This window comes from Bacillus sp. 22446 (genome assembly GCF_052044955.1).
Taxonomy (GTDB): Bacteria; Bacillota; Bacilli; order Bacillales; family Bacillaceae; genus Bacillus; species Bacillus altitudinis.
This window is the reverse complement of the sequence record NZ_JBQEOD010000009.1, coordinates 43,704-66,366: the sequence shown is the minus strand read 5'-3', so window position 1 is coordinate 66,366 and position 22,663 is coordinate 43,704. Positions and strand designations below refer to the sequence as shown.

Here is a 22,663-nt window from a genome sequence, read left to right as displayed (position 1 = left end):
CTTGATCTATCTCATTTCGGCATCGTTTTCATCTGTTATCAATATTGATCAGTTTTTACAAATGGTGTTAAATTAATCTCAATATGCGTTAGAAAATCTAACAACCAAAGAGTGAGATATTGACAAGGAGGCAGATGAGACATGTTGACCTTAGATCGAGCAGCACAAACAGCACAAAGCTACATTCACCGTGTGCTAGAGGATGTAGAAAAACGTAATCCAGGCGAGGCGGAATTCCAGCAAGCCGTAAAAGAAATTCTGGAATCCCTCGTCCCGGTTTTTGCAAAACACCCAGAGTATGAAAAACAGGGGATCTTAGAACGCTTAATTGAGCCTGAGCGGCTTGTGATGTTTCGTGTACCGTGGGTAGACGATGAAGGCAAAGTACAGGTGAACAGAGGATTCAGGGTTCAATTTAATAGTGCCATCGGTCCTTATAAGGGGGGCATTCGGTTTCACCCATCGGTCAATGCAAGCATCATCAAGTTTTTAGGGTTTGAACAAATCTTTAAAAACGCACTGACAGGTTTGCCGATCGGCGGAGGAAAAGGTGGATCAGATTTTGACCCTAAAGGGAAATCTGATGGAGAAATCATGCGTTTTGTTCAAAGTTTTATGAGTGAACTCAGTCGTTATATTGGACCTGATCAAGATGTACCGGCAGGAGATATTGGTGTAGGTGCACGCGAAATTGGCTATATGTTCGGCCAGTACAAAAAAATGCGTGGTGCGTATGAAGCAGGTGTCCTGACAGGAAAAAGTCCTGGTTTTGGAGGCAGCTTAGCGAGAAAAGAAGCGACAGGCTATGGACTGGTGTACTTTATGGAAGAAATGTTAAAAGCCCACGGAATGCAATTTGAAGGGCGATCTGTTGTTGTGTCTGGGTCAGGAAATGTATCGATTTATGCGATGGAAAAAGTATTGGAATTAGGCGGAAAGGTTGTGGCTTGTAGTGATTCAAGCGGAGCCATTTACGATCCTCAAGGCATTTCACTTGAGACAGTGAAGCAGCTGAAGGAAGTCGACAACCAGCGAATTGGTGCCTACATAGACATTCACCCGCATGCTGAATTGATTGAAGATTGCGAACAAATTTGGTCTCTCCCTTGTGATATTGCGCTGCCATGTGCGACCCAAAATGAAATTTCAGAGTCGCAAGCACAGCAGCTAGTGGCAAACGGTGTCATCGCTGTAGGAGAAGGGGCCAATATGCCGTCCACACTTGGGGCCGTCAAAGTATTTGAACAACATGATATTTTGTTTGCACCAGCAAAAGCGGCAAATGCTGGCGGAGTGGGTGTTTCGGCGTTAGAAATGGCGCAAAACAGTGCGAGAATGTCTTGGACTTTTGAAGAAGTAGATGGTCAGTTGAAACAAATGATGCAGTCGATTTATCGTCAGTGTACTGAGACAGCTGAAGAATACGGATACGCTGGAAACTTAATGGTAGGCGCAAATATTGCAGGATTTCGCAAAGTGGCAGATGCCATGATCGCACAAGGCGTCATTTAACTCCTGCTCTCCCGCACCTGTTTATTTCATCACAAGATCGGGAATCGTCTTGTAAGAATGACAATAAGGAGGCGCGGGAGAAAATGAAAAAGTGGCTGAAACAAATTGTCAAATGGGCACCAGTGATTTATCCAGTGGTGAGGAAAATATACAAAGAACGAAAAGCATCCAAAAGTCGTAACGTATCAGCCGGGTAATCCGGCTTTTTTTTATGAAATGAATGAAACAAAAAAATATGCTGTGGGAATGATCCATTTCACTTCTCTCTCCGTTAAGTACATAACAAACGGAAAGAGGAGGCAAAACAGATGAAAATGAAAAAAGCATTTTTAACGATCCCGCTTAGTGCAGCATTATTATTACCAACTGCTCAAATGGCAAGTGCACACGAAGGACATATGCATGGGGATGCAAAAAAGTCGTCATCATCACAAGAGGTGTCAAATAAAGCAACGGATCTTCGCGCAGCGCTTGATCAGCTCTTCTCAGAGCATGCTTATTTAGCAGTGATCACGATGCAAAAGGGGATTGACGGCAGTAAAGATTTTGATCAAGCAGCCGCAGCATTAAATGAAAACACGAATGATCTATCAGATGCGATTGCCTCTGTGTATGGAAAAAAAGCAGGGAAACAATTCAAAGAGATTTGGTCAAGCCATATCGGCTACTTCGTTGATTATGTACAAGCAACAGCGAAAAAAGATGAAGCAGGTAAAAAGAAAGCGGTCAAAGAGCTTGATCAATACCGCATGAAACAAGCTGATATGCTTGATAAAGCAACAGGTGGAAGATTGAAAGCAAGTGAACTTGAAGAAGGTTTAAAAATGCACGTCAATGAACTGCTAAAAACTTTTGATAGTTACACAGAAAAGGATTTTGATACAACCTATGAAACGGTCAGAAAATCCATTCATCATATGTTTGAAGTAGGTAAAGGCGTATCATGGGCGATTACAGATCAATTTCCTGGGAAATTTGATCAAAAATCAGTGGATACTCCAGCCGCAGATCTTCGTGAGGATTTAAACTACTTGTTCTCAGAGCATTTGGCACTCGCGGTAGTGGCTATGCAAAAAGGGAATGATGGCAGCAAGGACTTTGACCAAGCGGCAGCAGCGTTAAATGAAAACACGAATGATCTATCAGATGCGATCGCTTCTGTTTATGGAAAAGATGCAGGAAAACAATTTAAAACGATCTGGTCAAGTCATATCGGATATTTAGTTGATTATGTTAAAGCGGATGCATCAGGAGACGAGCAAGCAAAAGAGAAGGCTGTTAAAGATTTAGATGCTTACCGTATGAAACAAGCAAAATTTTTAGATCAAGCGACAGATGGCCGCTTGAAGGCGGCTGACTTAGAAGCCGGGTTGAAAACCCATATTGATGAGCTCATCAAAACGTACACGTCTTATCACAATGGCGAATATGATCAGCTGTACCCGACTGTCAGAGAAGCATACGGCCATATGTTCATGGTTGGTCAAGATGTCGCATCAGCTATTGTCGATCAGCATCCTGACATGTTCAAATCCAACATGCCAAATGAGATGCCGAAAACAGGTATGGGAGGCACAGCCGGTCCATTAGGTATGTCATATGAAGCATTTGCTGGGATGATGGCAAGCCTCATCTTAGCCGGAGGTGCAGTGGGGGCGTTCTTCCTCATTCGCCGTAAACCATCAAATTAAACAATATCAAGACAAGAGGGAACGTGCACAATCGTGCCGTTCCTTTCTTCAAAAGGAGGTCGACTTGCGTGAAAAGATGGCTGTTTGGTATTCTGACGCTTTTCATCATCACGGGCTGCGCATCCCAATCAATAGATGAAAAGTCATCCTCTGAAACTGCATCATCTCCTGAGCCAATGACAGCAAAACAAGCCAAGAATCCATCTCATTCACACGACACGTTAAAAGATGAGCCATCGGGTATTGTCCCCGCTGACATCTCCATTCCAGCGATTGATGTCCAAGCAAAAGTGGAGAAAACGACTTTATCAAAGGATGGCAGTATGGGTGTTCCGCAAAATACAGATCACACGGCTTGGTTTGAAGATGGTCCGAAGCCTGGTGATAAAGGGAATGCTGTCATAAATGGTCATGTTGATAATAAATGGGGTCCAGCTGTTTTTTATCGATTAAAGGAGCTAAAAAAGGGAGACAAAGTCATTGTGACATCCTCGTCAGGGGAAAAGCGAACCTTTGAGGTTCTCAAGGTGAAAAGCTATCCGCGCGAAGAGAAACCAAATGCTTTTTTCGGGTACGCCTTTACACGGAATCTCAATTTCATCACATGTACGGGAACTTTTGATCATGCAGCCGGTACACATGAAAAAAGATTGGTTGTCTTTACACAACTGATTTCCTCATAAGAAAAAGGCGGATACACGGAGGTGTAACGCCTTTTTTTCATGATTTCCACAACAGCATCTTAGAAGAAGATTCATAGGTCATTAGATATGGTTGGATGTATAAATAGGGGCGTTTGTCATATAAATGAGTTGGCAATTTTTATTTCTTTTCAGTAGAATATGAGTAATGAAGAGAACTGTAAGCGTATACAACCTGTCCAAACAAGGCAGATTTTCCACCCTAAATGAAGGAGGCCGACCTAATGCTGAGTAAAAGACTGGCGCACATTTTAAGTCAGCTGATGGCAGCTGAGACTCCTCTCACGAGCGCTGCGCTTTCTGTCAGTTTACAAGTGACAAGCCGCACCATCCGAACAGACATCAAGGAACTGAATGAGCGTCTAGCCCCTTATCAAGCAGCTGTATCAGCTGTTAGGGGCGCTGGCTATGAGCTGTTGATCAACGATGAGAATGCCTTTCGCCGTTTTATGAAGGAAGAAGTCGAACAGGAAGAACCGCTTGCTGTTCTTCCAGAAGAGCGAGTTCGATTTATTTTGAAAAAGCTGCTTCTAGCGGAATCATATGTGAAGCTGGAAGACTTACAGGAGCAGCTGTTTATTAGTAAATCGACGATGAGTAATGACATGAAATGGGTCAAACGTAAGCTCGAACCCTTTGATCTGAAGCTGGAAGCAAAGCCGAATAAAGGCTGCCGGATTAAAGGATCTGAGATGAAAATCCGTTATTGCATGTCAGAATATTTATTCAATGAACGGCGTTCCTATCAAACCATGCTGAACACGGCGGTTACGATTTTGCCGAAACATGAGCTGGAATTGATTCAGAGAACCATGATTGATTATATCAACGAGGAAAAAATGAATCTATCAGACATTTGCATGAATAATTTAATTGTTCATATTGCTATTGCCTGTAAACGGATTAGACACGGAAACTATGTATCTGTGCTGCCTGAAGAAATCAACGAAATCCCAAGGGCAAAAGAATACAAGGTAGCCAAAAAAATGGTTGAGCGTCTTGAAGGGTTGCTGGATGTCTCATTCCCACAAGAGGAAATCGTTTATATCACCATTCATTTGCTAGGAACAGCCAAAATGGTACAGTCTTTTTCAACGGGCGGTCAAAAACAAATTGTGGATGATGACACGAGCCGTCTTGTTCAGCTGATGCTGAAAGCCATTGATCAAAAATTGCAGCTGGATTTAGCGGGAGATGCGGAATTGCTGATTGGCCTCAGTTTGCACTTAAAGCCAGCGATCAATCGGTGTAAGTATGGAATGAATTTAAGAAATCCAATGCTTGATGAGATCAAAGCGGGCTATCCAATTGCCTTTGAAGCAGGGATTGTGGCGAGCAGAATCATTGAAGAAGAGACAGGTTTGTCCATTCATGAAAATGAGATCGGCTATATGGCACTTCATTTTGGTGCGGCCTTAGAGCGCAGGAAAATGGAGATACCACCGAAGCGATGCCTGATTGTCTGTGCGTCTGGTGCAGGGAGTGCAAGGCTACTTCAAGATCGTTTGCGGTCACAATTTGGGTCAAAGCTGACCATTTTAGGAACAGCAGAGCTTTATTCCCTTCCGCATGTCTCTTTACATGCATTGGATTTAATTATTACGACCATTCCCATTCATATGGATTTACCGATTCCGGTCATTCAAGTGAACACGATTTTAGGAGGCAGTGATTTTTTAAAAATAGAAGATGCTTTGACAAGTGAAACAAGAGTGACATTAGCCACGCAATATATGAAAAAGGAATTGGTCTTTACAAAACGCGCCTTTCAAACAAAGGAAGAGGTCATACACTTTCTCACGCAAAAGGTCATTGACATGGGCTTAGCGCCAGCAGAACTTACACAATCTGTGATGGAAAGAGAAGAGTCTGCACCGACTTCATTTGGGCATTATACAGCGATTCCGCATCCGATGACCCCGCTGACAGAAGAGACGTTTTGGGCGATCTGTACATTAGAAAAACCGATTATTTGGGGAGAGAAAAAAGTTCAATTTGTCTGCTTGCTTTGTGTCGAAAAAGAGAATGCCAAAGATTTAAAAGGCATGTACCGTCTGCTTGGAGAGCTTGTCCATCATGTGAAATTTATTCAGCACCTCATCACCTGTGACACCTTTGAAGACATGCTGGATGTCATGGATAAAAAAGCGCCTTCGTACAAGAACTAATGGTGTGATATTAACTTTTTCCGCTTCCTAAAGGAAAAAGTATGGGTGTTTATGAAAGCGGTTTCATAATATGATGAATGTGTAAAGAAAAGCTTCATACTTCAAAAAGGGGGCGTTTACAATGAACATTTTATTAGTTTGTGCAGCAGGTATGTCAACAAGCTTACTTGTCACAAAAATGGAGAAAAGTGCACAAGAACAAGGAAAAGACTATCGTATTTGGGCAGTATCTGGAGATGCTGCAAAAAATCATATTGATCAAGCCGATGTGCTTTTATTAGGACCTCAAGTTCGTTATTTATTACCGCAAATGAAAAAACTCGGAGAAGACAAAGGAATTCCAGTAGACGTGATTAATACCGTGCATTATGGCGTATGTAATGGTGCTGAGGTTTTAAAATCTGCTGAACAGTTAGTGAACGGATAAAGGGGGCGGAAGGGATGAATGGATTCAACCGATTTCTAGAAGAGAAGGTTATGCCGTTTGCAGGAAAGATTGCCGCTCAAAGACATTTACAAGCATTGCGTGACGGAATTGTTTTAACCATGCCTCTCATTATCGTCGGTTCACTGTTTCTCATTTTAGCCAACCTTCCGATTCCGGGATATAGCGATTTTATGGCAAGTGTCTTCGGAGCCGAATGGGCCACGAAACTATCCTATCCTGTGAATGCCACCTTTGACATTATGGCACTTGTTGCGACCTTTGGGATCGCATACAGGTTAGCTGAAAAGTATGCAGTCGATGCACTGTCATCTGGTGCAATTGCTGTCGCAGCTTTCCTCCTAGCCACACCTTATCAAGTACCGTTCACACCTGAAGGATCAACAGAAGCTATCCTCGTGAATGGCGGTATTCCCGTCACACTGATGGGCAGTAAAGGGCTATTCGTTGCCATGATTATTGCCATGCTTTCCACCGAAATTTACCGCTTTATTGTACAGCGGAATATCGTCATCAAAATGCCTGATGGTGTACCGCCAGCAGTTAGTAAATCGTTTATCGCACTTATTCCAGGTTTTGTGGTCATCACGCTGATCTGGGTCGCTAGGCTTCTGATTGAGATGACACCTTTTGAGAGTATTCATAATATCATCACGGTCTTAATCGGCACACCACTATCCATTCTTGGTGGAAGCTTAGGCGGAAGTATCGTTGCCATCGGTGTGCAAATGCTCCTCTGGGCATGTGGTATTCACGGAGCCACCATTGTCGGAGGAGTCATGGGTCCGATTTGGCTCGGTGCGATGGATGAAAACCGTCTTGCCTTCCAAGCAGGAGAAGTGCTGCCGAATATTTTCACAGCGCAGTTCTTTGAAATCTTTATCAATGTCGGCGGAAGCGGCGCGACGCTTGCTTTGGTACTGACCATGATCTTGCGTGCGAGAAGTAAACAAATGAAACAGCTTGGCCGTCTTGCGATTGGGCCAGCCATCTTTAACATCAACGAACCGATCATTTTTGGAATGCCGATTGTGATGAACCCAATGCTTCTCATTCCGTTTATCCTTACGCCAATTATGATGATCATCACCACATATATCGGAATGAGCACAGGACTTGTAGCAAAACCGGCAGGGATCGCTGTCCCGTGGACAATGCCGCCAATCATTTCAGGCTATCTCGCAACAGGCGGGAAAATCTCTGGCGCGGTCATGCAGCTGATTAACCTTGCCTTGTCATTTGCGCTATACTATCCATTCTTTAGAATGTGGGATAAGCAGAAATTGAAAGAAGAAAATGAGCTTGAAGCAAAAGCATCAACAGATGAAAATGTCGTCAGCATGTAATAGAGGGAACAAGGGGGATGCGGCCGATGGAAATGGAACAAATTGTGTTTCAACTCATCTTGCACGGTGGTAATGGCAGAAGCTCGGCCATGGAGGCCATTACATGTGCAAAGCAAGGCAATTTTGATGAGGCGAAGCAAAAATTGCAGGAAGCACAAGACGCGTTAAATGAGGCGCATCACGCACAGACAGAGCTGATCCAAGGAGAAATCAGAGGAGAGAAAACCGACGTCAGTCTCTTGATGATTCATGCACAGGATCATCTGATGAACGCTATGACTGTCAAGGAGCTTGCAGCTGAAATCATTGAGCTCCATGAAAAAATGAAGCAATTCGGAGGTGTCAATTCATGAAAGACGGAATCAAAATTGTCACAATAGGCGGTGGATCAAGCTATACGCCTGAGCTCGTCGAAGGGTTTATTAAACGATATCAAGAATTGCCTGTAAAGGAATTATGGCTTGTGGATATTGAAGCAGGTCAGGAAAAGTTGAACATCGTGGGTGCCCTTGCAAAACGTATGGTCGAAAAAGCAGGTTTGCCGATTGAAGTGCACCTCACCCTTGACCGCCGAGCAGCTCTGAAAGATGCGGACTTTGTCACGACACAATTTCGTGTAGGACTGCTCGAAGCCAGAGCCAAGGATGAGAGAATCCCGCTTAAATATGGCGTCATTGGACAGGAAACGAATGGTCCAGGCGGTTTATTTAAAGGTCTACGCACCATTCCAGTCATTCTAGACATCGTGAAGGATATGGAAGAGCTTTGCCCAGATGCCTGGCTGGTGAACTTTACAAATCCAGCGGGCATGGTCACAGAGGCGGTGTTACGCTACACGAATCTGAAAAAAGTGGTCGGTCTATGCAATGTGCCGATTGGAATCAAAATGGGCATTGCAAAAGCGCTGGATGTCGATGTCAAACGCATTGAAGTACAATTTGCAGGCCTCAATCACATGGTCTATGGCTTAGATGTGTATTTAGACGGGGTCAGCATTATGGATCAAGTGCTCGATGAATTAGGAAATCCAAATAGCCAGTGGTCCATGAGGAATATTGAAGCGAAAAACTGGGAGCCTTCTTTCGTCAAAGGCTTAGGGGTCATTCCATGTCCGTATCATCGTTATTACTATAAAACGAAAGATATGCTGGAGGAAGAACAAAAAGCGGCTCAAGAAAAAGGAACAAGAGCAGAGGTTGTGCAGCAAGTCGAGCATGAACTATTTGAGTTATATAAAGACCCAGATTTATCGATTAAACCGCCGCAGCTCGAAAAAAGAGGCGGGGCTTATTACAGCGATGCAGCATGTAATTTGATCAGCTCCATCTATAATGATAAACATGACATTCAACCGGTAAATACAGTGAATAGAGGAGCGATTGCTAGCATTCCGGCCGAATCAGCGGTTGAAGTGAACTGTATCATTACAAAGGACGGACCAAAACCAATCGCGACAGGTGATCTGCCTGTGGCTGTGAGAGGACTCGTTCAACAAATCAAGTCCTTCGAGCGTGTGGCAGCTGAAGCAGCTGTGACAGGAGATTACGAGACGGCTCTTGTCGCCATGACCATCAATCCACTCGTTCCATCTGATGAAATTGCAAAGCAAATCTTAGATGAAATGCTTGAAGCGCACCGTGAATATTTACCGCAGTTCTTCAAATCAGTGAATGCTTAAAATAAAATGGCCCCTTTATGGGGTCGTTTTTTATGATTTTTTCATATGGAAACCGGAGAAAGCAGTGTATGATAGAAAAAACAACATGTACTGCTTCAAAGAAAGGACGGTTAGAATATGGTGGCAATTGGTTTAATGCTTTACGGCTTTATCGTTCAACCTCTACTTAGTTACGGCACAGTGGTTTTGTTTTTGTATGGAATCATCGCTTCATTTATTGGCCTGATTCGGCATAGACAGGATGTGTGGATGTATGTTCTCCGCCTGCTCGTTTGTTTTACTATTCCAGTAACCAATCTGTTAATGTATTTCGCAACCATCGGTGGAGATGAAAGAGACTTTGATTTCCAGCCGATGCCTCCAGTTTATCATCTTGTTTTTATCCTAGAAATCATCATCGTCTTTTTACCAGAGATCTTTTTAATGATCGAGAGAAAGCGGAGTATCAAAGGGAAACAGTGGATATATGCAGGGGCCATTGTGGGGATATCGGTCTTGTTTTGGTGCACGATTTGATGAGAGGCTGACTGACATCTAAGTCTTTTTCGCCTTTTTGTTGCGTAACCTCTTTCGCCTCACCTTTACAAAAGTAATGGAAAGAACAAAGATAGAAATTCCGAGAAACTTAAATAGAAAACGGGTGAAGAACGATGAATCATCGAAACCTGTAGCGATGATGATTGATCCGATGCAAATCCCAAAGAACGCTAGTAAATAAGTAAAAAACATACCATCACTCCTTAAGTGTGGAATAGATCCACATTTTCCATTATGAGGGAGTGGAGAAGATAAAGAAACAAAAAAAGAACCCTTCATCAAATGAAAGGTTCTTTCGCTTGCTTATGCCTGCTTGACGACCGAATCGACTTCTACTGTCCAGCCGAAGATGTCTGGCTGAGTTCCTTTTTGGATTCCGGTAATCGCTTCGTACAATTTCTTCGATACTTCGCCTGTTTGACCATTTTGAATGACGTATGGCTGATCGTGATAAATTAATTCACCGACAGGAGAAATGACGGCTGCCGTTCCTGTTCCGAAGATTTCTTCAAGTTCACCTGACTGATGTGCTTCAATTAACTCATCAATTGAAATTTTACGTTCTGTCACAGGGATTTCCCAATGCTTTAACAGCTCAAGCACAGAATTCCGTGTGATCCCTTCTAAAATGCTGCCGTTCAGTTCAGGCGTCACGATTTCTCCGTTGATTTTAAAGAAGATATTCATACTACCGACTTCTTCAATGTACTTTTTCTCGATGCCATCAAGCCACAGGACTTGTGAAAATCCTTTCGTTTCAGCAACTTGCTGTGCTTTCAGACTTGATGCATAGTTTCCAGCTGTTTTGGCATTTCCTGTTCCGCCTTTAACAGCGCGGACAAATTCGTTTTCCACCGCAATTTTGACCGGATGGATGCCTTCTTTATAATAAGAACCTACTGGAGATAAAATGATGATCAGCTTGTAGGTACTTGACGGTGCAACACCTAAATAGGGCTCAGTAGAAATAATGAATGGACGAATATACAAAGAAGTGCCCTCTGCATCAGGTACCCAATCCTTATCAATGCGAATGAGTTCATTTAAGCCTTCTAAAACCGTTTCTGTATCAATTTGCGGGATACATAGGCGGTCATTTGATCTGTTTAAGCGTTCCATATTTTTTTCGGGACGGAATAAGAGAATCTTTTGATCCTCAGACACATACGCCTTCAAGCCTTCAAAAACAGATTGGCCATAATGATAAACCATAGAAGCTGGGTCCATTGGAATCGCCTGATAAGGGATAATTCTCGGATCATACCAGCCTTTATCAATTGAATAATCCATCACAAACATGTGGTCTGTGAAGATTTTTCCGAATTCAAGTTGATCAGATTGAGGTTTTGGTTTTTTTGTTGAACTAAGTTCAACGCGGATGGGTTGTTTTGGCATCGTAAATCTCCTTGCTGTTTGATTATTTGAAAATTCTAATAATATGAAATAATTATGATTCTATTCTATACCTTCACAAAATATTAGCAATAGGTTTTCTGGAATTCAGACAAGAAAAATCTGTTAAAGCGCTTTCCTCCTCTCTATCGTGGTTTTACTGAAGTTTCCCCTTAGAAATAAAATCCAATTTCGTTATTAACTGATTAATCTGACAATTTAAAAGCGATTTATTTTCCTGTAAGATATTCTTTCAACCATACACCTTTTGACTAGTACATTGCAAGGGGCATTGCCATATTTTAATCCTCTTTTTTTTAACCGATAAAGATAGAAGAGAATGGAAGGGAGCAAACAACGAGATGAAACGAATGATATCAGGCGCCTTATTGATTTTATTGATGACCGCCATTAGTTTTGGCTGTCAAGCGATGACGGAGGAGGCTGGTGCGAAGCAAGGTACTGCCTATTATGTCGCAGCAAATGGGAACGACAAATATCCAGGGACGAAGCAAAAGCCTTTCCGTACGTTGAAAAAAGCGACAAGTATCGCGAAAGCTGGGACAACAGTTTATATGAGAGGCGGTACATACAAAGAGAAATTGATTGTCCGCCACTCTGGAACAAAGAAAGCACCAGTTGTTTTTCAAGCGTATGGAAAAGAGAAGCCTGTCATTAGCGGAGCATCTCTTAAAGGAAATCAAGCAGACGGTGGTCTTGTGAAGATTGATCAAAAAAGCTATATCACCCTGAAAGGGCTGACAGTCGGACATATTAAAACGAATAAAGAAGATGTGACACCCATCGGTATGTTCATCACAGGCAGCGGCAAAGGCGTCAAACTGCTTAACAACCGTGTGTACGACATTCAGACGACACATCAAAATGGGAATGCTCATGGCATTGCGGTCTATGGAACGAGAGCACCAGCAGCCATTGAAGACATCGAAATCAAAGGAAACACTGTGGAAAAGTTAAAGCTGGGTTTTAGTGAAGCCCTTGTGCTAAACGGAAACGTTAAAAAATTCCGCGTGACACATAATACAGTCCGGCATACGGACAATATCGGGATTGATTTAATTGGTTTTGAGAATGTCGCACCTTCTAAAAAGTATGATCAAGTGAGAAATGGTGTCGTATCTAGAAACAAAGTTTATGAGATTACGAGTGTTGGGAATCCAGCGTACGGCAAGGACATCTCCGCAGGAGGAATCTATGTGGATGGCGGGAAAGACATCGTGATCGATCATAACATCAGCCATCATAATGACCTTGGGATTGAGGTCACAAGTGAACATAAAGGGAAGATGGCCGAACGCATTCGCATTGAGCACAATCAAGTATATTTAAATCGTTATACAGGCATCTCCATTGGCGGATATGACAAGAAGCGCGGCGGAACCACAAACACAACCATCTCCCATAACATTTTGTACAAAAATGACACAGCCGGCTTAGAAGGCGGTCAATTGCTGATGCAATATCAATCGGTGAACAATCGAATCACGAATAATATCATGACAGCCAGTGCTTCGCATTATTTAGTCGTGAATCTCTACGAAGTGAACAAGAAGAATACATTCCAAAAGAATGTCTACGATGACCGCAAAGGTGCAAAAGCCTCTCAGTGGGTATGGCGAGGGAAATGGATGGAAGGCTACAAAACGTATCGCTCGAAAAGCGGTCAAGATAAAGGATCAGCACACCTCAATCCCCAATTTGTGAATGAGAAAAAATATGATTTCCGTCTTAAGGCATCATCACCTGCTAAGAAAATCATCGGCAGGTAAACAAGGCATTCGGTGCAAATGATCATTTTAGAAATTTTCAAAAAAATCATTGACATTGATGAGACATCACATTAAAGTAAAGAAGACATTTCAACTAAAACAAATTTCATAACGGATCTCTTATCAAGAGAGGCAGAGGGACTGGCCCTATGACGCCCAGCAACCGTTTCTATCTAAGAAATTGGTGCTAATTCCTGCAAAGCTGTTACAGCTTTGACAGATAAGAGAGGAAGACTTCCCGATACATGTTTCATGCAACGGTGATCAAGCCTCTCTTTATCAAGAGAGGCTTTTTTGATCTCTTTTTTTAGAATCAAAAGACTGGGTTCACAGGCATATTTCCACTTTTTTACCTAGTTTTCCGATGTGAAAAATAAAACAACTTGAGGAGGAACAGCAATGAAACGTAAATATTGGACATCATCTCTTGTATTATTGACGGTCCTGACCGTGCTATTATCTGGCTGCGGTACGGGATCAAGCGCAGGCTCAAAAGCCAATGCAAACGAAAAGGTCTCTTTTGACAATGTCCCGAAGCGATTTGCAAAAGGACAGGGAGCAAAAATTAAAGTCATCCGTAAAATTGGCGGGGACGATCATACCGCTCAGTTTTTAGCAGGAACGAAGGCAGAAGGGGAAGCGCTAGGCTTTACAGTAGATGTCTACACGGCAAATGGTGATACGGCGAAGTTTCATGATGCCATTTCTCAAGCACTAGAAGAAAACTATGATGGCTTTATCATCTCTCATGGGGATGATGAGGCGACAGTCGCTGATGTGAAGAAGATCACGGCGAAAGGCATTCCAGTTGTGGCGTTTGATTCAAATCCGAAGCTGAAGGATATCAAAGGAGTCACAGTGACGTCTCAAGATGACGAGCAATTAGCGAAAAAATCATTAGATGCACTCGTGGCTGATTTTAAAGGGAAAGCAAATATTGCGTATCTTTGGGTAGACGGATTCCCTCCAATGGTGAGACGAAACAAGGTGTACCAAGAAACGCTCAAACAGCATACAGGGATCAAGGAACTTGACCGATTTGGCGTTGCGGCCTCTGATACATCAGTTCAAACACAAAATGCGGTTGCGGCTATGCTAAATAAATATCCAAAGGGTAAACTGGATGCGATTTTTGCCACGTGGGATGCATTTGCGATTGGTGCTGCAAGAGCTTTAAAAGAAGCGGGGAGAACCGAAGTGAAGATTTACGGTATTGATGTATCTAATGCCGATCTCCAAGAAATGACTGCGAAAGACAGTCCTTGGAAGTACACTGCCGCTGTCGATCCGAAGCTCATTGGTGCAATCGACGTAAGGATTCTTGCGAAGAAACTAGCTGGTGAGAAAACGCCATCTTCCTATGACCTTGAGGCCTCTCTCATTTCACAAAAGCAGCTTCAGGATGCAGGAAAGGCCATCAATATGGTCAATCTTGCAGAAGAAGTAAAAGGATTCGGATCATCGACTGCTTTTGAAGAAGACTGGATGAAGACCTTGAAGAAGCATTATGCAAAATAAACCACGTGCACTCTCTTTTCATAGAGGGTGTTTCGTTTTTCAATTGACGATCAGGAGAGAAGGAGGACACCTATGACAACGCCGCTTGTTCATATGAAAAACATTTCGATTGAATTCCCAGGAGTCAAAGCGTTAGATCAAGCAAATTTCACATTAAAAAAAGGCACAGTCCATGCCCTGATTGGGGCTAACGGTGCTGGGAAGTCAACGTTAATGAAAGTTCTCTCTGGTGCTCATTCACATTTTGAAGGAACCATCCACATCAATGGCGAGGCGGCGACCATTCATACTCCGAAGGATGCGGCCTCATACGGTGTGCAGACCGTCCATCAAGAAGTGGATACAGCTCTAGTGCCATATTTAAGTGTTGGCGAAAATATGATGATCCATGAAATTGAGAAAAATCCATTCGTCCGCTGGAAAGAGATTCACCGCAAGGCAGCACAGCTGTTAAAAGAGATGGACATTGACATCTCGACGAAGCGTCTTGTGAGTGATTTGACACTGGCAGAAAAACAAATGGTGCTCATTGCCAAGGCTGTGTCGATCAAATGCAGCATTTTAATTTTGGATGAACCAACCGCTCCACTTAGTCATGCAGAAACAAGCAAGCTATTCTCAATGATTCATCAATTGAAAAAGAACGGCACAGGCATCATTTTTATCTCGCATCGCATGCCAGAAATTTTCAACATCTGTGATGAACTGACTGTGATGAAGAATGGAACTGATGTGGCGGCACACCTCATTAAAGAAACCGATCCAAAGCAGGTCATTGAAGAAATGCTTGGCGCGCCATTAGAGGAACAATTCCCATCTCGTACAACGCTTGAGGATGCACCGATTGTGCTTGACGTGAAAGAGTTGCATGACCAGCATAAATTAAACAACATTCATCTTCATGTGAAAAAAGGAGAAATTCTCGGGATTGCAGGACTAGTCGGTGCTGGTAAAACAGAATTGTGCAAAGCCCTATTCGGCGCCTCAGAAAAAAAGTCAGGCACTGTGCAGCTGCATGGTCAAACCATTCATATCAAGTCGCCTCATCACGCTGTGAGAGCGGGTATTGCCCTTGTGCCTGAAGAACGGAGAAAAGAAGGGATTCTAACAGAAGAAACTGTTGGATGGAACGTAACAGCTGCAAGTCTACGTTCGTTTACACGGCCGTTCAGCTTCTTACATCGTTCTAAGGAACGGAAGGCAGCAGATGGAATCGTCAAGCGGCTTGGCGTCAAGACACCTTCTCTTGAAGCGAAGGTGAAGCATCTATCTGGTGGAAATCAGCAAAAGATTGCGATTGGAAAATGGTTGTTGGCTGAGGCGGATGTCTATCTCTTTGATGAACCAACCAAAGGTGTAGACGTTGGAGCAAAAAAGGACATTTTCTCTCTCATTGCAGAACTAGCTGAAAGAGGAAAAGCGGTTATTTATGCTTCAAGTGAGCTTTCAGAAATTGCAGGAATCGCCGACCGAGTATACGTCTTATATGATGGCAGCATTGCCCGGGAAATGACGGCACCAATGACTGAAGAAGAGCTTTTATATCATTCAACAGGAGGACAATCATGAGTGAACGACAAGTTTCAGCCCCAGTTCAACAAATCAAGAAACAGCGGCCATCCTTTCATCTGTTTGATTTCTTTTATCAATATGGCACCATCTTAACGATTGTCGTATTGATTGTTGTCTTTGCGGCAGCCAATCCGGCATTTTTACAGTCAGGAAATATCATCAATATTTTACGATCGATCTCGATTGTAACCATCATTGCGGTAGGGCTGACGATCTCACTAGCAGTGAACGGCTTTGATTTATCTGTAGGCTCAGTTGCTACGTTATCAAATGCAATTGTGATCTCCATGTTTGTATGGTTCTCGCAAAACCCACTCATTGCGATCCTTTCTGCGCTGGCGGCTTCTCTTATTGTCGGTTTGCTGAATGCTTGGATGATTGTCAAAATGAAGATTCCAGATATGCTCATGACACTAGCCATGATGTTTATCATTCAAGGGCTGGCACAAACCTATACGAAAGGTGCGACCATTTCTGAAAATATGGTGCTGCCTGATGGCACTTTTTCAACTGGCACCATCCCGGCCTTTTTCAGCAAGATTGGGCAGGTACCCTATATCATTTTGATTATGGCGGCCATTGTGCTTTTTGCACATGTTTTTATGACTTACACAAAGCATGGGCGATTGATGTATATCATTGGTGGAAATAAAGAAGCCGCTCGATTATCTGGTATTCATGTGAACAAATACAAAATCGCAGCATATCTGTTGTCTGCCTTATTTGCGGCGATCGGTGGTATCGTGCTGGCAACAAGGGTGATGACAGCAGAAATTAACGCAGGAACGCCATATTTAATGGATGGGGTAGCTGCTGCTTTTATCGGGTTTTCAGTCATGGGAGCAGGTAAACCAAACGCATTCGGTACGTTTATTGGTGCGGTGCTCATCGGTATTTTGCAAAATGGACTTGTGATGATGTCTGTCCCGTATTATGCAATGGATATCGTGAAAGGATCTGTGCTTGCACTGGCACTCGCGCTGACTTATTACAAACAACGGGGGTAAGATGTACTTTTTTAAAACCATTTGCGTTCTCTCTCCGTCTAGTAAACGGAAAGCAGTGTAACAGCTGTTTGCCAAAAGGAGATGACAAAAAGAAATGAATATGTCAGCAACTCATGTAGAAGATTTGAAAAGTGTCATGGAAGACTGGAAAAATGAATTATTAGTATATAAATTTGCATTAGATGAAATGGATACAAAGTTTTCGATTATTAGTCAGGAATATAATTTAATCCATGGACACAACCCAATAGAGCATACTAAATCACGGATCAAATCCTTTGAAAGCATCGTGAATAAACTAGCGAGAAAAGGATGTGACATCACCACACAATGTGCCAAGGAGTACATACATGATATCGCTGGTGTCCGCATCATCTGTTCGTTTATTCAAGATATCTATAACATTATTGATGTTCTGAGGCAAAGAGAGGATTTAAAGATCCTTGAAGTGAAGGATTACATTCAGCATCCGAAACCAAATGGCTATCGAAGTCTTCATTTAATTGTTGAGATTCCTGTTTACTTAACGAATCGTGTGGAGCATGTGAAGGTTGAAATTCAGGTGCGGACCATTGCGATGGATTTCTGGGCGAGTCTCGAACATAAAATCTATTATAAACTGCAAAACGATGTTCCTCATCAGCTCACCGATGAACTAAAGGAAGCGGCAGATATCGCTCACTACTTAGATGAAAAAATGCAAAATATCAAACGAGAAATTGATTAACCAATAAAAAAGAGTAGCTGTTTTGAATGACAGCTACTCTTTTTAGTCTTATTAAGGGTTGGTGCCTCGATCTCTCTTTTGAATGATCGTACCGTCATCTTGCGATTGTGCAGACTGGCTCTCTTTTTGAGTAGAAGTGCCAATCAAAACACCTGTAATCAAGAACGTAAAAATCGCACTTGAGATCAGCCATTTTTTCATCATACATCACTCCATCTTCTTAACAAGTTTTGAATGACAATGCCTTGTTCTGAAAATAAATTGCTTCTTTCGGAAGACCATTTTCAGTTAAGTAGGCGGCTACATCCTGACAGATAGCCTCAAGATCAACAAGGAAATTCATAGATTCCAATTGATCACAATAAGAAATGATCTGCTCAATCATGTTGTTTGGCTGGAGCATCAATGTTTCTAAAATGGATAATTTAAGTGAAATGTTTCGTTGTTTTAAATTTTCTGCTTTTTGAAGTGAAAGCTGTACATAATAGTGGAACAAACCAGGCTTTTTCAGCTTAAACAGCGCTTTCGTGTAGGCATACAAGGCCAGTAAATAGCCGCCTGGAGAAGAAGTTTCGAATGCCTCAATCAATAAAGCCTTTTCTAGGAGCGGTACAGCTTCACTGTATTCATTTCTTAGACTTTTAATAAAGGCTGCATTGCAATACGCGTGACCAAGTAAATCTGGATCCTCCATCTGTTCGAGTGAGTGAATCACCTGTCCAAACAAAGCTTCTGCCTCTTCATATTTCGATTGATCCGCATAATTCAGAGCAAGCATCATTTGACAGCTGATTGATTTTTTCACATAACATGGATCTGCGTCGTAAATAGACGAAGCCTTTTTTAAGTGGTGGATGGAGAGAAGTGTGGATCTTATATTATAGTATAGACATCCTGTTTTATAATGGAATTCTGCCTTTTCAATGTCATCATGTACGAGATCTAATTTATCCTCGGCCAATTTCAAATGGTGAAATGCTGTATCTTGATTCCCTCTGCGCATTTCATACATGCCTTTAAAGAAATAGAAATAGTAGCTGAGCATATCATCTGTACGAATCGCATTTTCATCCACAAAAAGACTGTGATCTAACGAAGCTGTATCTTCGACTAAATCTTTGAAACGATATTCTAAAAGTTGATAGTAGAGTAAGACGTCTTGATTCTCTTCCATTCGATCAAATGCTTGAAGAATCTCTTCTTTTAGCTGTATTGCTTCTTGTATGTCTCTTTTTTTCATCAAGACATACCAGTCATTTAGCATATTTGCTACATCAACGGATGACAAAACACCTGTTTCTGCCAATTGGTATCCTCCTTTCTTCACCTATTCATTTCTGCTGATTCTTATTTGTCTGAATCATCTTTCCATATTAAGTATCTTCTTATATTTTAAGCGGTCTATCTCAATTTGTAAAACATGTTTTTTGATGTAAATTCAACCAGTAGTGAAAAAAATAGGGAGTAACGATTGGTTTGTATACGCTTACATTTTTTTAGGTAAAAAGAGGATATTGAAAAAAATATATCAGGATATCAATAGAGGAAGAGAGACAGTGAAAGAGGGTTTTTTCATAGGTGAGAAAGAAGTGGTATTTATAAAGGAGTGTTCGCGGTTTTTTGTGAGATTATATCACATGAATATTGTGAAACATGCTTCTTTCAGAATAAAATGAGTTATTCGCAAAAAAGTAAAATTTAAAGAGACTATCGATCTAGAATTGTATGGATCTTTGGTATTGATAAAAAATATCACACAGTATAGCTTTAGCGTGGTATAGTAAGATTGTTGTTGCGAATATTTAGACAAAACTGACAATTGGGGGTCGTGTTTTATGAAGAAATCGATGTTACTGATCATGGGACTAATTGTTGTGCTCGTCATGGCAGCCTGTGGTTCAAAATCAGACAGCGGTTCGGGAGAAGGCAAAGGCACATATAAAATCGGGATAGATGTAACATATCCGCCATTTGAATTTGAAAAGGGCGGTAAAACTGTGGGAATAGACGTTGATTTAATTAACGCAATTGCGAAAGACCAAGACTTCAAAGTGAAGCTTGAAGCAATGGATTTCTCAGGGATTATTCCAGCGATGCAAGCAGGTCAGCTTGATGTTGGAATGGGTGGTATGAGTATTACAGATGAGCGTAAAAAGAAAGTGGATTTCTCAGATCCATACTTCGACGCTGGTCTGACAGTTGTTGTGAAAAAGGACAGCAGCATCAAATCGATTGATGATTTAAAGGGGAAAAAGCTAGCTGTTAAAAATGGGACAACAGGTGCAAAATTTGCAACAGATAACGCAGACAAATATGGGTATGAAGTAGTTCAATTCAATGACAGTCCATCTATGTTCCAAGAAGTATCTAATGGAAATGCAGATGCTTTAATTGAGGATTATCCTGTCATTACGTATGCGATCGCACAGCAAGATTTGAAATTGAAAACAGTTGGAGATCGCTTGAATGGAGACCAATACGGGATCTCAGTGATGAAGGGGAAAAACCAGGACTTATTGAAGAAAATCAATAAAGGGCTGGAAAACCTAAAGAAAAACGGTGAATATGACAAAATTATTGAGAAATATTTGAAGTCATAACCCAAGCGAGGCGCGCTCAGAGCGCGCTTTCTTTATGTGTCAACCGTATGTGAATTAGGGAGGGAAAAACATGGATACGATTGTTAATGCATTTCCGTATTTAATGGAGGGTTTGCAAACCACTTTATATATCTTTGTTGTTGCTATCATTTTAGGTTTTATCATCGGGTTAATTGTGGCGCTATTCCGCCTATCACCATTTAAAATCTTGAACTTTATTTCACTCGTTTTTGTCAATGCCATTCGAGGAACGCCATTTATCGTACAGCTATTCTTCATTTATTTTGGGCTAAATACACTTGAATTCATTTCACTTGACCGAGTGCCGGCAGGGATTATTACAGTAGCGATTAACGCAGGAGCTTATTTCTCAGAAATTATTCGTGCAGGGATTCAGTCCATCGATAAAGGACAAACTGAAGCCGCACGCTCTTTAGGATTAACAGGTGGACAAAACATGCGCTTTATCGTCCTTCCACAGGCATTTCGCCGTATGCTTCCAGCCATAACTAACCAAGCCATCATCAGTTTGAAGGACACCTCTCTTTTATCGATTATCGGTATTGCTGATATCATGCAGCGGGGACAAGTTCAAGCATCGGCTACCTTTGATCCTTTGAATGTCTGGCTCATTGTCGGTGTCATTTATTTCGTGATCATTTATTTACTTTCTCTACTGGCTAGCTACGCAGAAAGGAGATTTGATGTGAAATGAGTATGATTACGGTGAAAAACTTAAAGAAATCCTTTGGTGACAACGAAGTCTTAAAGGATATTAATGCAGTCATCGAGGAAAAAGAGGTTGTATGTGTCATTGGTCCTTCAGGATCAGGAAAAAGCACATTTCTAAGATGTCTTAATAAATTAGAGGATATTACGGCTGGGGAAGTTGTTGTCCACGGACATACGATTACAGACCCAAAAGTGAATATCAATAAAGTACGACAAGAAGTTGGTATGGTGTTTCAGCACTTTAATTTATTTCCTCATAAAACCGTGTTAGAAAATATCACGATCGCACCGGTGAAAGTAAAAGGGATGGAGAAGAAAGCGGCAGTCGATAAAGCATTAGACTTGCTCGAAAAGGTCGGCTTGAAAGACAAGGCCAAAAGTTACCCTAACCAATTATCTGGTGGACAAAAACAGCGTGTTGCCATTGCAAGAGCCTTGGCGATGGACCCGAAAGTGCTCTTATTCGATGAGCCGACATCTGCTCTTGACCCTGAGGTCGTTGGGGATGTTTTAGCTGTTATGAAACAATTAGCAGTCGAAGGAATGACGATGATTGTCGTCACACATGAAATGGGCTTTGCAAGAGAAGTGGGAGACCGCGTGATCTTTATGGATGGTGGATATATCGTCGAAGAGGACAAACCAGAAGCACTCTTTGGAAACCCACAGCATGAACGTACCAAATTGTTTCTTAGTAAGGTGCTATAAAAAAAGAGTAAGAGCAGGTATGCTCTTACTCTTTTTCTTTGTGACGAGAATGAATATACCGATTCGCATGCATTTCCTAGGAAATATTATCGTTGGAAGAACTCAATCCACTCTTGGTCTGGCCCTCGGAAAAAGAAGTAGCAATAGCCATTGGGCAAAGTTGTGATTTCTTCATCTATTAGCTCAATTTGCAGCTTTTGAATACGGTTGAATTCCGCGTGAATATTATCTGTTGTAAAGGCGAGATGGTGGACCTTTCCTTCAGATGGAAGGTCACTGCTATACCCTTGAATGAGTTCAATTTCCGTTTCCGCTTCGTCTTTAAAGCCAAGAAAGGCAAGTTCAATGACTCCGTTTGTATGAGTGATGCGATCCTTTAATTTCATGCCCACCACTTTTTCATAAAAATCAATGGACTGATCAATATTTGTCACCATAATCCCTGTATGATCTAAGCGTAATGTTGTCAAAAAAGAGCCTCCTCTATGTCGAGTTGATATTTTTCTCCTCATCTTATCATAATAGAAGTAACGTATACA

22 protein-coding genes and 1 riboswitch are annotated in these 22,663 nt (G+C 41.9%); of the genes, 18 read left to right on the top strand and 4 right to left on the bottom strand.

Annotated elements, in window-relative coordinates:
• Positions 1–141 precede the first annotated feature (141 nt).
• The 10 genes from gdhA to ACTJJD_RS15600 all read left to right on the top strand — a co-directional run bounded on the left by gdhA (position 142) and on the right by ACTJJD_RS15600 (position 10,057).
• Complete coding sequence (gdhA, locus tag ACTJJD_RS15645; protein ID WP_129547966.1) at positions 142–1,512, top strand: NADP-specific glutamate dehydrogenase; 1,371 nt, start codon at positions 142–144, stop codon at positions 1,510–1,512.
• An 83-nt stretch (positions 1,513–1,595) separates the two neighbouring features.
• Positions 1,596–1,709 (top strand): hypothetical protein, encoded by a 114-nt coding sequence (locus ACTJJD_RS15640; protein ID WP_008345567.1) that lies wholly within the window; start codon positions 1,596–1,598, stop codon positions 1,707–1,709.
• Between the two features lie 111 nt (positions 1,710–1,820).
• Entirely contained in the window at positions 1,821–3,203 is a 1,383-nt protein-coding gene (locus ACTJJD_RS15635; RefSeq protein ID WP_440608619.1) for a copper amine oxidase, read from the top strand.
• 68 nt (positions 3,204–3,271) lie between these two features.
• Complete coding sequence (locus tag ACTJJD_RS15630) at positions 3,272–3,886, top strand: class F sortase (RefSeq protein ID WP_251185124.1); 615 nt, start codon at positions 3,272–3,274, stop codon at positions 3,884–3,886.
• 242 nt (positions 3,887–4,128) lie between these two features.
• Positions 4,129–6,072, top strand: a complete 1,944-nt coding sequence (locus ACTJJD_RS15625; RefSeq protein WP_440608618.1) for a BglG family transcription antiterminator — start codon at positions 4,129–4,131, stop codon at positions 6,070–6,072.
• Positions 6,073–6,193: 121 nt separating this feature from the next.
• A complete protein-coding gene (locus tag ACTJJD_RS15620; protein ID WP_007497889.1) occupies positions 6,194–6,499 on the top strand; it encodes a PTS sugar transporter subunit IIB in 306 nt (101 codons plus the stop codon).
• Positions 6,500–6,513: 14 nt separating this feature from the next.
• Complete coding sequence (gene celB, locus ACTJJD_RS15615) at positions 6,514–7,863, top strand: PTS cellobiose transporter subunit IIC (protein WP_007497888.1); 1,350 nt, start codon at positions 6,514–6,516, stop codon at positions 7,861–7,863.
• Between the two features lie 26 nt (positions 7,864–7,889).
• Positions 7,890–8,216: a PTS lactose/cellobiose transporter subunit IIA gene (locus ACTJJD_RS15610; RefSeq protein WP_008345561.1), complete on the top strand. Its 327-nt coding sequence runs from the start codon at positions 7,890–7,892 to the stop codon at positions 8,214–8,216.
• Positions 8,213–9,541, top strand: coding sequence for a 6-phospho-beta-glucosidase (locus tag ACTJJD_RS15605; RefSeq protein ID WP_017368309.1), 1,329 nt, complete (start codon positions 8,213–8,215; stop codon positions 9,539–9,541). The genes ACTJJD_RS15610 and ACTJJD_RS15605 overlap by 4 nt, the downstream gene beginning before the upstream one ends.
• A 117-nt stretch (positions 9,542–9,658) precedes the next feature.
• The gene (locus tag ACTJJD_RS15600; RefSeq protein WP_057078885.1) at positions 9,659–10,057 is read left to right on the top strand and encodes a hypothetical protein; all 399 of its coding nucleotides are present in this window, start codon (positions 9,659–9,661) and stop codon (positions 10,055–10,057) included.
• 324 nt (positions 10,058–10,381) lie between these two features.
• Here the strand turns inward: ACTJJD_RS15600 and ACTJJD_RS15595 are convergent, their stop codons facing one another.
• Positions 10,382–11,473: a branched-chain amino acid aminotransferase gene (locus ACTJJD_RS15595; RefSeq protein ID WP_008345553.1), complete on the bottom strand. Its 1,092-nt coding sequence runs from the start codon at positions 11,471–11,473 to the stop codon at positions 10,382–10,384.
• A gap of 359 nt (positions 11,474–11,832) precedes the next feature.
• Between ACTJJD_RS15595 and ACTJJD_RS15590 the strand changes: the two genes are divergently transcribed.
• From ACTJJD_RS15590 to ACTJJD_RS15570, 5 genes are all read left to right on the top strand, one after another.
• Positions 11,833–13,260: a DUF1565 domain-containing protein gene (locus ACTJJD_RS15590; RefSeq protein ID WP_440608617.1), complete on the top strand. Its 1,428-nt coding sequence runs from the start codon at positions 11,833–11,835 to the stop codon at positions 13,258–13,260.
• 117 nt (positions 13,261–13,377) lie between these two features.
• Positions 13,378–13,487: riboswitch (SAM riboswitch) on the top strand.
• Between the two features lie 172 nt (positions 13,488–13,659).
• Entirely contained in the window at positions 13,660–14,778 is a 1,119-nt protein-coding gene (locus ACTJJD_RS15585) for a sugar ABC transporter substrate-binding protein (protein ID WP_035389900.1), read from the top strand.
• Positions 14,779–14,850: 72 nt separating this feature from the next.
• The gene (locus ACTJJD_RS15580; protein ID WP_136944639.1) at positions 14,851–16,347 is read left to right on the top strand and encodes a sugar ABC transporter ATP-binding protein; all 1,497 of its coding nucleotides are present in this window, start codon (positions 14,851–14,853) and stop codon (positions 16,345–16,347) included.
• Positions 16,344–17,357, top strand: coding sequence for an ABC transporter permease (locus ACTJJD_RS15575; protein WP_156061547.1), 1,014 nt, complete (start codon positions 16,344–16,346; stop codon positions 17,355–17,357). The genes ACTJJD_RS15580 and ACTJJD_RS15575 overlap by 4 nt, the downstream gene beginning before the upstream one ends.
• A gap of 94 nt (positions 17,358–17,451) precedes the next feature.
• Positions 17,452–18,084, top strand: a complete 633-nt coding sequence (locus tag ACTJJD_RS15570) for a GTP pyrophosphokinase (RefSeq protein ID WP_007497867.1) — start codon at positions 17,452–17,454, stop codon at positions 18,082–18,084.
• Positions 18,085–18,135: 51 nt separating this feature from the next.
• Here the strand turns inward: ACTJJD_RS15570 and ACTJJD_RS15565 are convergent, their stop codons facing one another.
• Together ACTJJD_RS15565 and ACTJJD_RS15560 are read right to left on the bottom strand one after the other, a co-directional pair.
• Positions 18,136–18,285, bottom strand: a complete 150-nt coding sequence (locus tag ACTJJD_RS15565; RefSeq protein WP_017358698.1) for a hypothetical protein — start codon at positions 18,283–18,285, stop codon at positions 18,136–18,138.
• Between the two features lie 19 nt (positions 18,286–18,304).
• Positions 18,305–19,390: a tetratricopeptide repeat protein gene (locus ACTJJD_RS15560; RefSeq protein WP_039165127.1), complete on the bottom strand. Its 1,086-nt coding sequence runs from the start codon at positions 19,388–19,390 to the stop codon at positions 18,305–18,307.
• A 529-nt stretch (positions 19,391–19,919) separates the two neighbouring features.
• Here ACTJJD_RS15560 and ACTJJD_RS15555 point away from each other — a divergent pair.
• The 3 genes from ACTJJD_RS15555 (at position 19,920) to ACTJJD_RS15545 (ending at position 22,124) form a co-directional block, all read left to right on the top strand.
• On the top strand, positions 19,920–20,684 hold the full coding sequence (locus ACTJJD_RS15555; protein WP_007497862.1) for a transporter substrate-binding domain-containing protein: 765 nt from the start codon (positions 19,920–19,922) through the stop codon (positions 20,682–20,684).
• Between the two features lie 70 nt (positions 20,685–20,754).
• On the top strand, positions 20,755–21,399 hold the full coding sequence (locus ACTJJD_RS15550; RefSeq protein ID WP_440608616.1) for an amino acid ABC transporter permease: 645 nt from the start codon (positions 20,755–20,757) through the stop codon (positions 21,397–21,399).
• Positions 21,396–22,124: an amino acid ABC transporter ATP-binding protein gene (locus ACTJJD_RS15545; protein WP_007497858.1), complete on the top strand. Its 729-nt coding sequence runs from the start codon at positions 21,396–21,398 to the stop codon at positions 22,122–22,124. Before ACTJJD_RS15550 ends, ACTJJD_RS15545 begins: the two co-directional genes overlap by 4 nt.
• A gap of 86 nt (positions 22,125–22,210) precedes the next feature.
• Here the strand turns inward: ACTJJD_RS15545 and ACTJJD_RS15540 are convergent, their stop codons facing one another.
• Positions 22,211–22,594, bottom strand: coding sequence for a VOC family protein (locus ACTJJD_RS15540; protein ID WP_008345541.1), 384 nt, complete (start codon positions 22,592–22,594; stop codon positions 22,211–22,213).
• Between the last annotated feature and the right edge of the window lie 69 nt (positions 22,595–22,663).

Excerpts from the sequence above, each read along its gene's own strand:
- ACTJJD_RS15570 (WP_007497867.1), top strand. The coding sequence starts at position 17,452 with ATGAATATGTCAGCAACTCATGTAGAAGATTTGAAAAGTGTCATGGAA.
- ACTJJD_RS15600 (WP_057078885.1), top strand. The coding sequence starts at position 9,659 with ATGGTGGCAATTGGTTTAATGCTTTACGGCTTTATCGTTCAACCTCTA.
- ACTJJD_RS15620 (WP_007497889.1), top strand. The coding sequence starts at position 6,194 with ATGAACATTTTATTAGTTTGTGCAGCAGGTATGTCAACAAGCTTACTT.
- ACTJJD_RS15635 (WP_440608619.1), top strand. The coding sequence starts at position 1,821 with ATGAAAATGAAAAAAGCATTTTTAACGATCCCGCTTAGTGCAGCATTA.
- ACTJJD_RS15625 (WP_440608618.1), top strand. The coding sequence starts at position 4,129 with ATGCTGAGTAAAAGACTGGCGCACATTTTAAGTCAGCTGATGGCAGCT.
- ACTJJD_RS15585 (WP_035389900.1), top strand. The coding sequence starts at position 13,660 with ATGAAACGTAAATATTGGACATCATCTCTTGTATTATTGACGGTCCTG.
- ACTJJD_RS15565 (WP_017358698.1), bottom strand. The coding sequence starts at position 18,285 with ATGAAAAAATGGCTGATCTCAAGTGCGATTTTTACGTTCTTGATTACA.
- ACTJJD_RS15595 (WP_008345553.1), bottom strand. The coding sequence starts at position 11,473 with ATGCCAAAACAACCCATCCGCGTTGAACTTAGTTCAACAAAAAAACCA.
- ACTJJD_RS15590 (WP_440608617.1), top strand. The coding sequence starts at position 11,833 with ATGAAACGAATGATATCAGGCGCCTTATTGATTTTATTGATGACCGCC.
- ACTJJD_RS15550 (WP_440608616.1), top strand. The coding sequence starts at position 20,755 with ATGGATACGATTGTTAATGCATTTCCGTATTTAATGGAGGGTTTGCAA.
- ACTJJD_RS15575 (WP_156061547.1), top strand. The coding sequence starts at position 16,344 with ATGAGTGAACGACAAGTTTCAGCCCCAGTTCAACAAATCAAGAAACAG.
- ACTJJD_RS15545 (WP_007497858.1), top strand. The coding sequence starts at position 21,396 with ATGAGTATGATTACGGTGAAAAACTTAAAGAAATCCTTTGGTGACAAC.
- gdhA (WP_129547966.1), top strand. The coding sequence starts at position 142 with ATGTTGACCTTAGATCGAGCAGCACAAACAGCACAAAGCTACATTCAC.
- ACTJJD_RS15555 (WP_007497862.1), top strand. The coding sequence starts at position 19,920 with ATGAAGAAATCGATGTTACTGATCATGGGACTAATTGTTGTGCTCGTC.
- ACTJJD_RS15580 (WP_136944639.1), top strand. The coding sequence starts at position 14,851 with ATGACAACGCCGCTTGTTCATATGAAAAACATTTCGATTGAATTCCCA.
- ACTJJD_RS15605 (WP_017368309.1), top strand. The coding sequence starts at position 8,213 with ATGAAAGACGGAATCAAAATTGTCACAATAGGCGGTGGATCAAGCTAT.
- celB (WP_007497888.1), top strand. The coding sequence starts at position 6,514 with ATGAATGGATTCAACCGATTTCTAGAAGAGAAGGTTATGCCGTTTGCA.
- ACTJJD_RS15640 (WP_008345567.1), top strand. The coding sequence starts at position 1,596 with ATGAAAAAGTGGCTGAAACAAATTGTCAAATGGGCACCAGTGATTTAT.
- ACTJJD_RS15610 (WP_008345561.1), top strand. The coding sequence starts at position 7,890 with ATGGAAATGGAACAAATTGTGTTTCAACTCATCTTGCACGGTGGTAAT.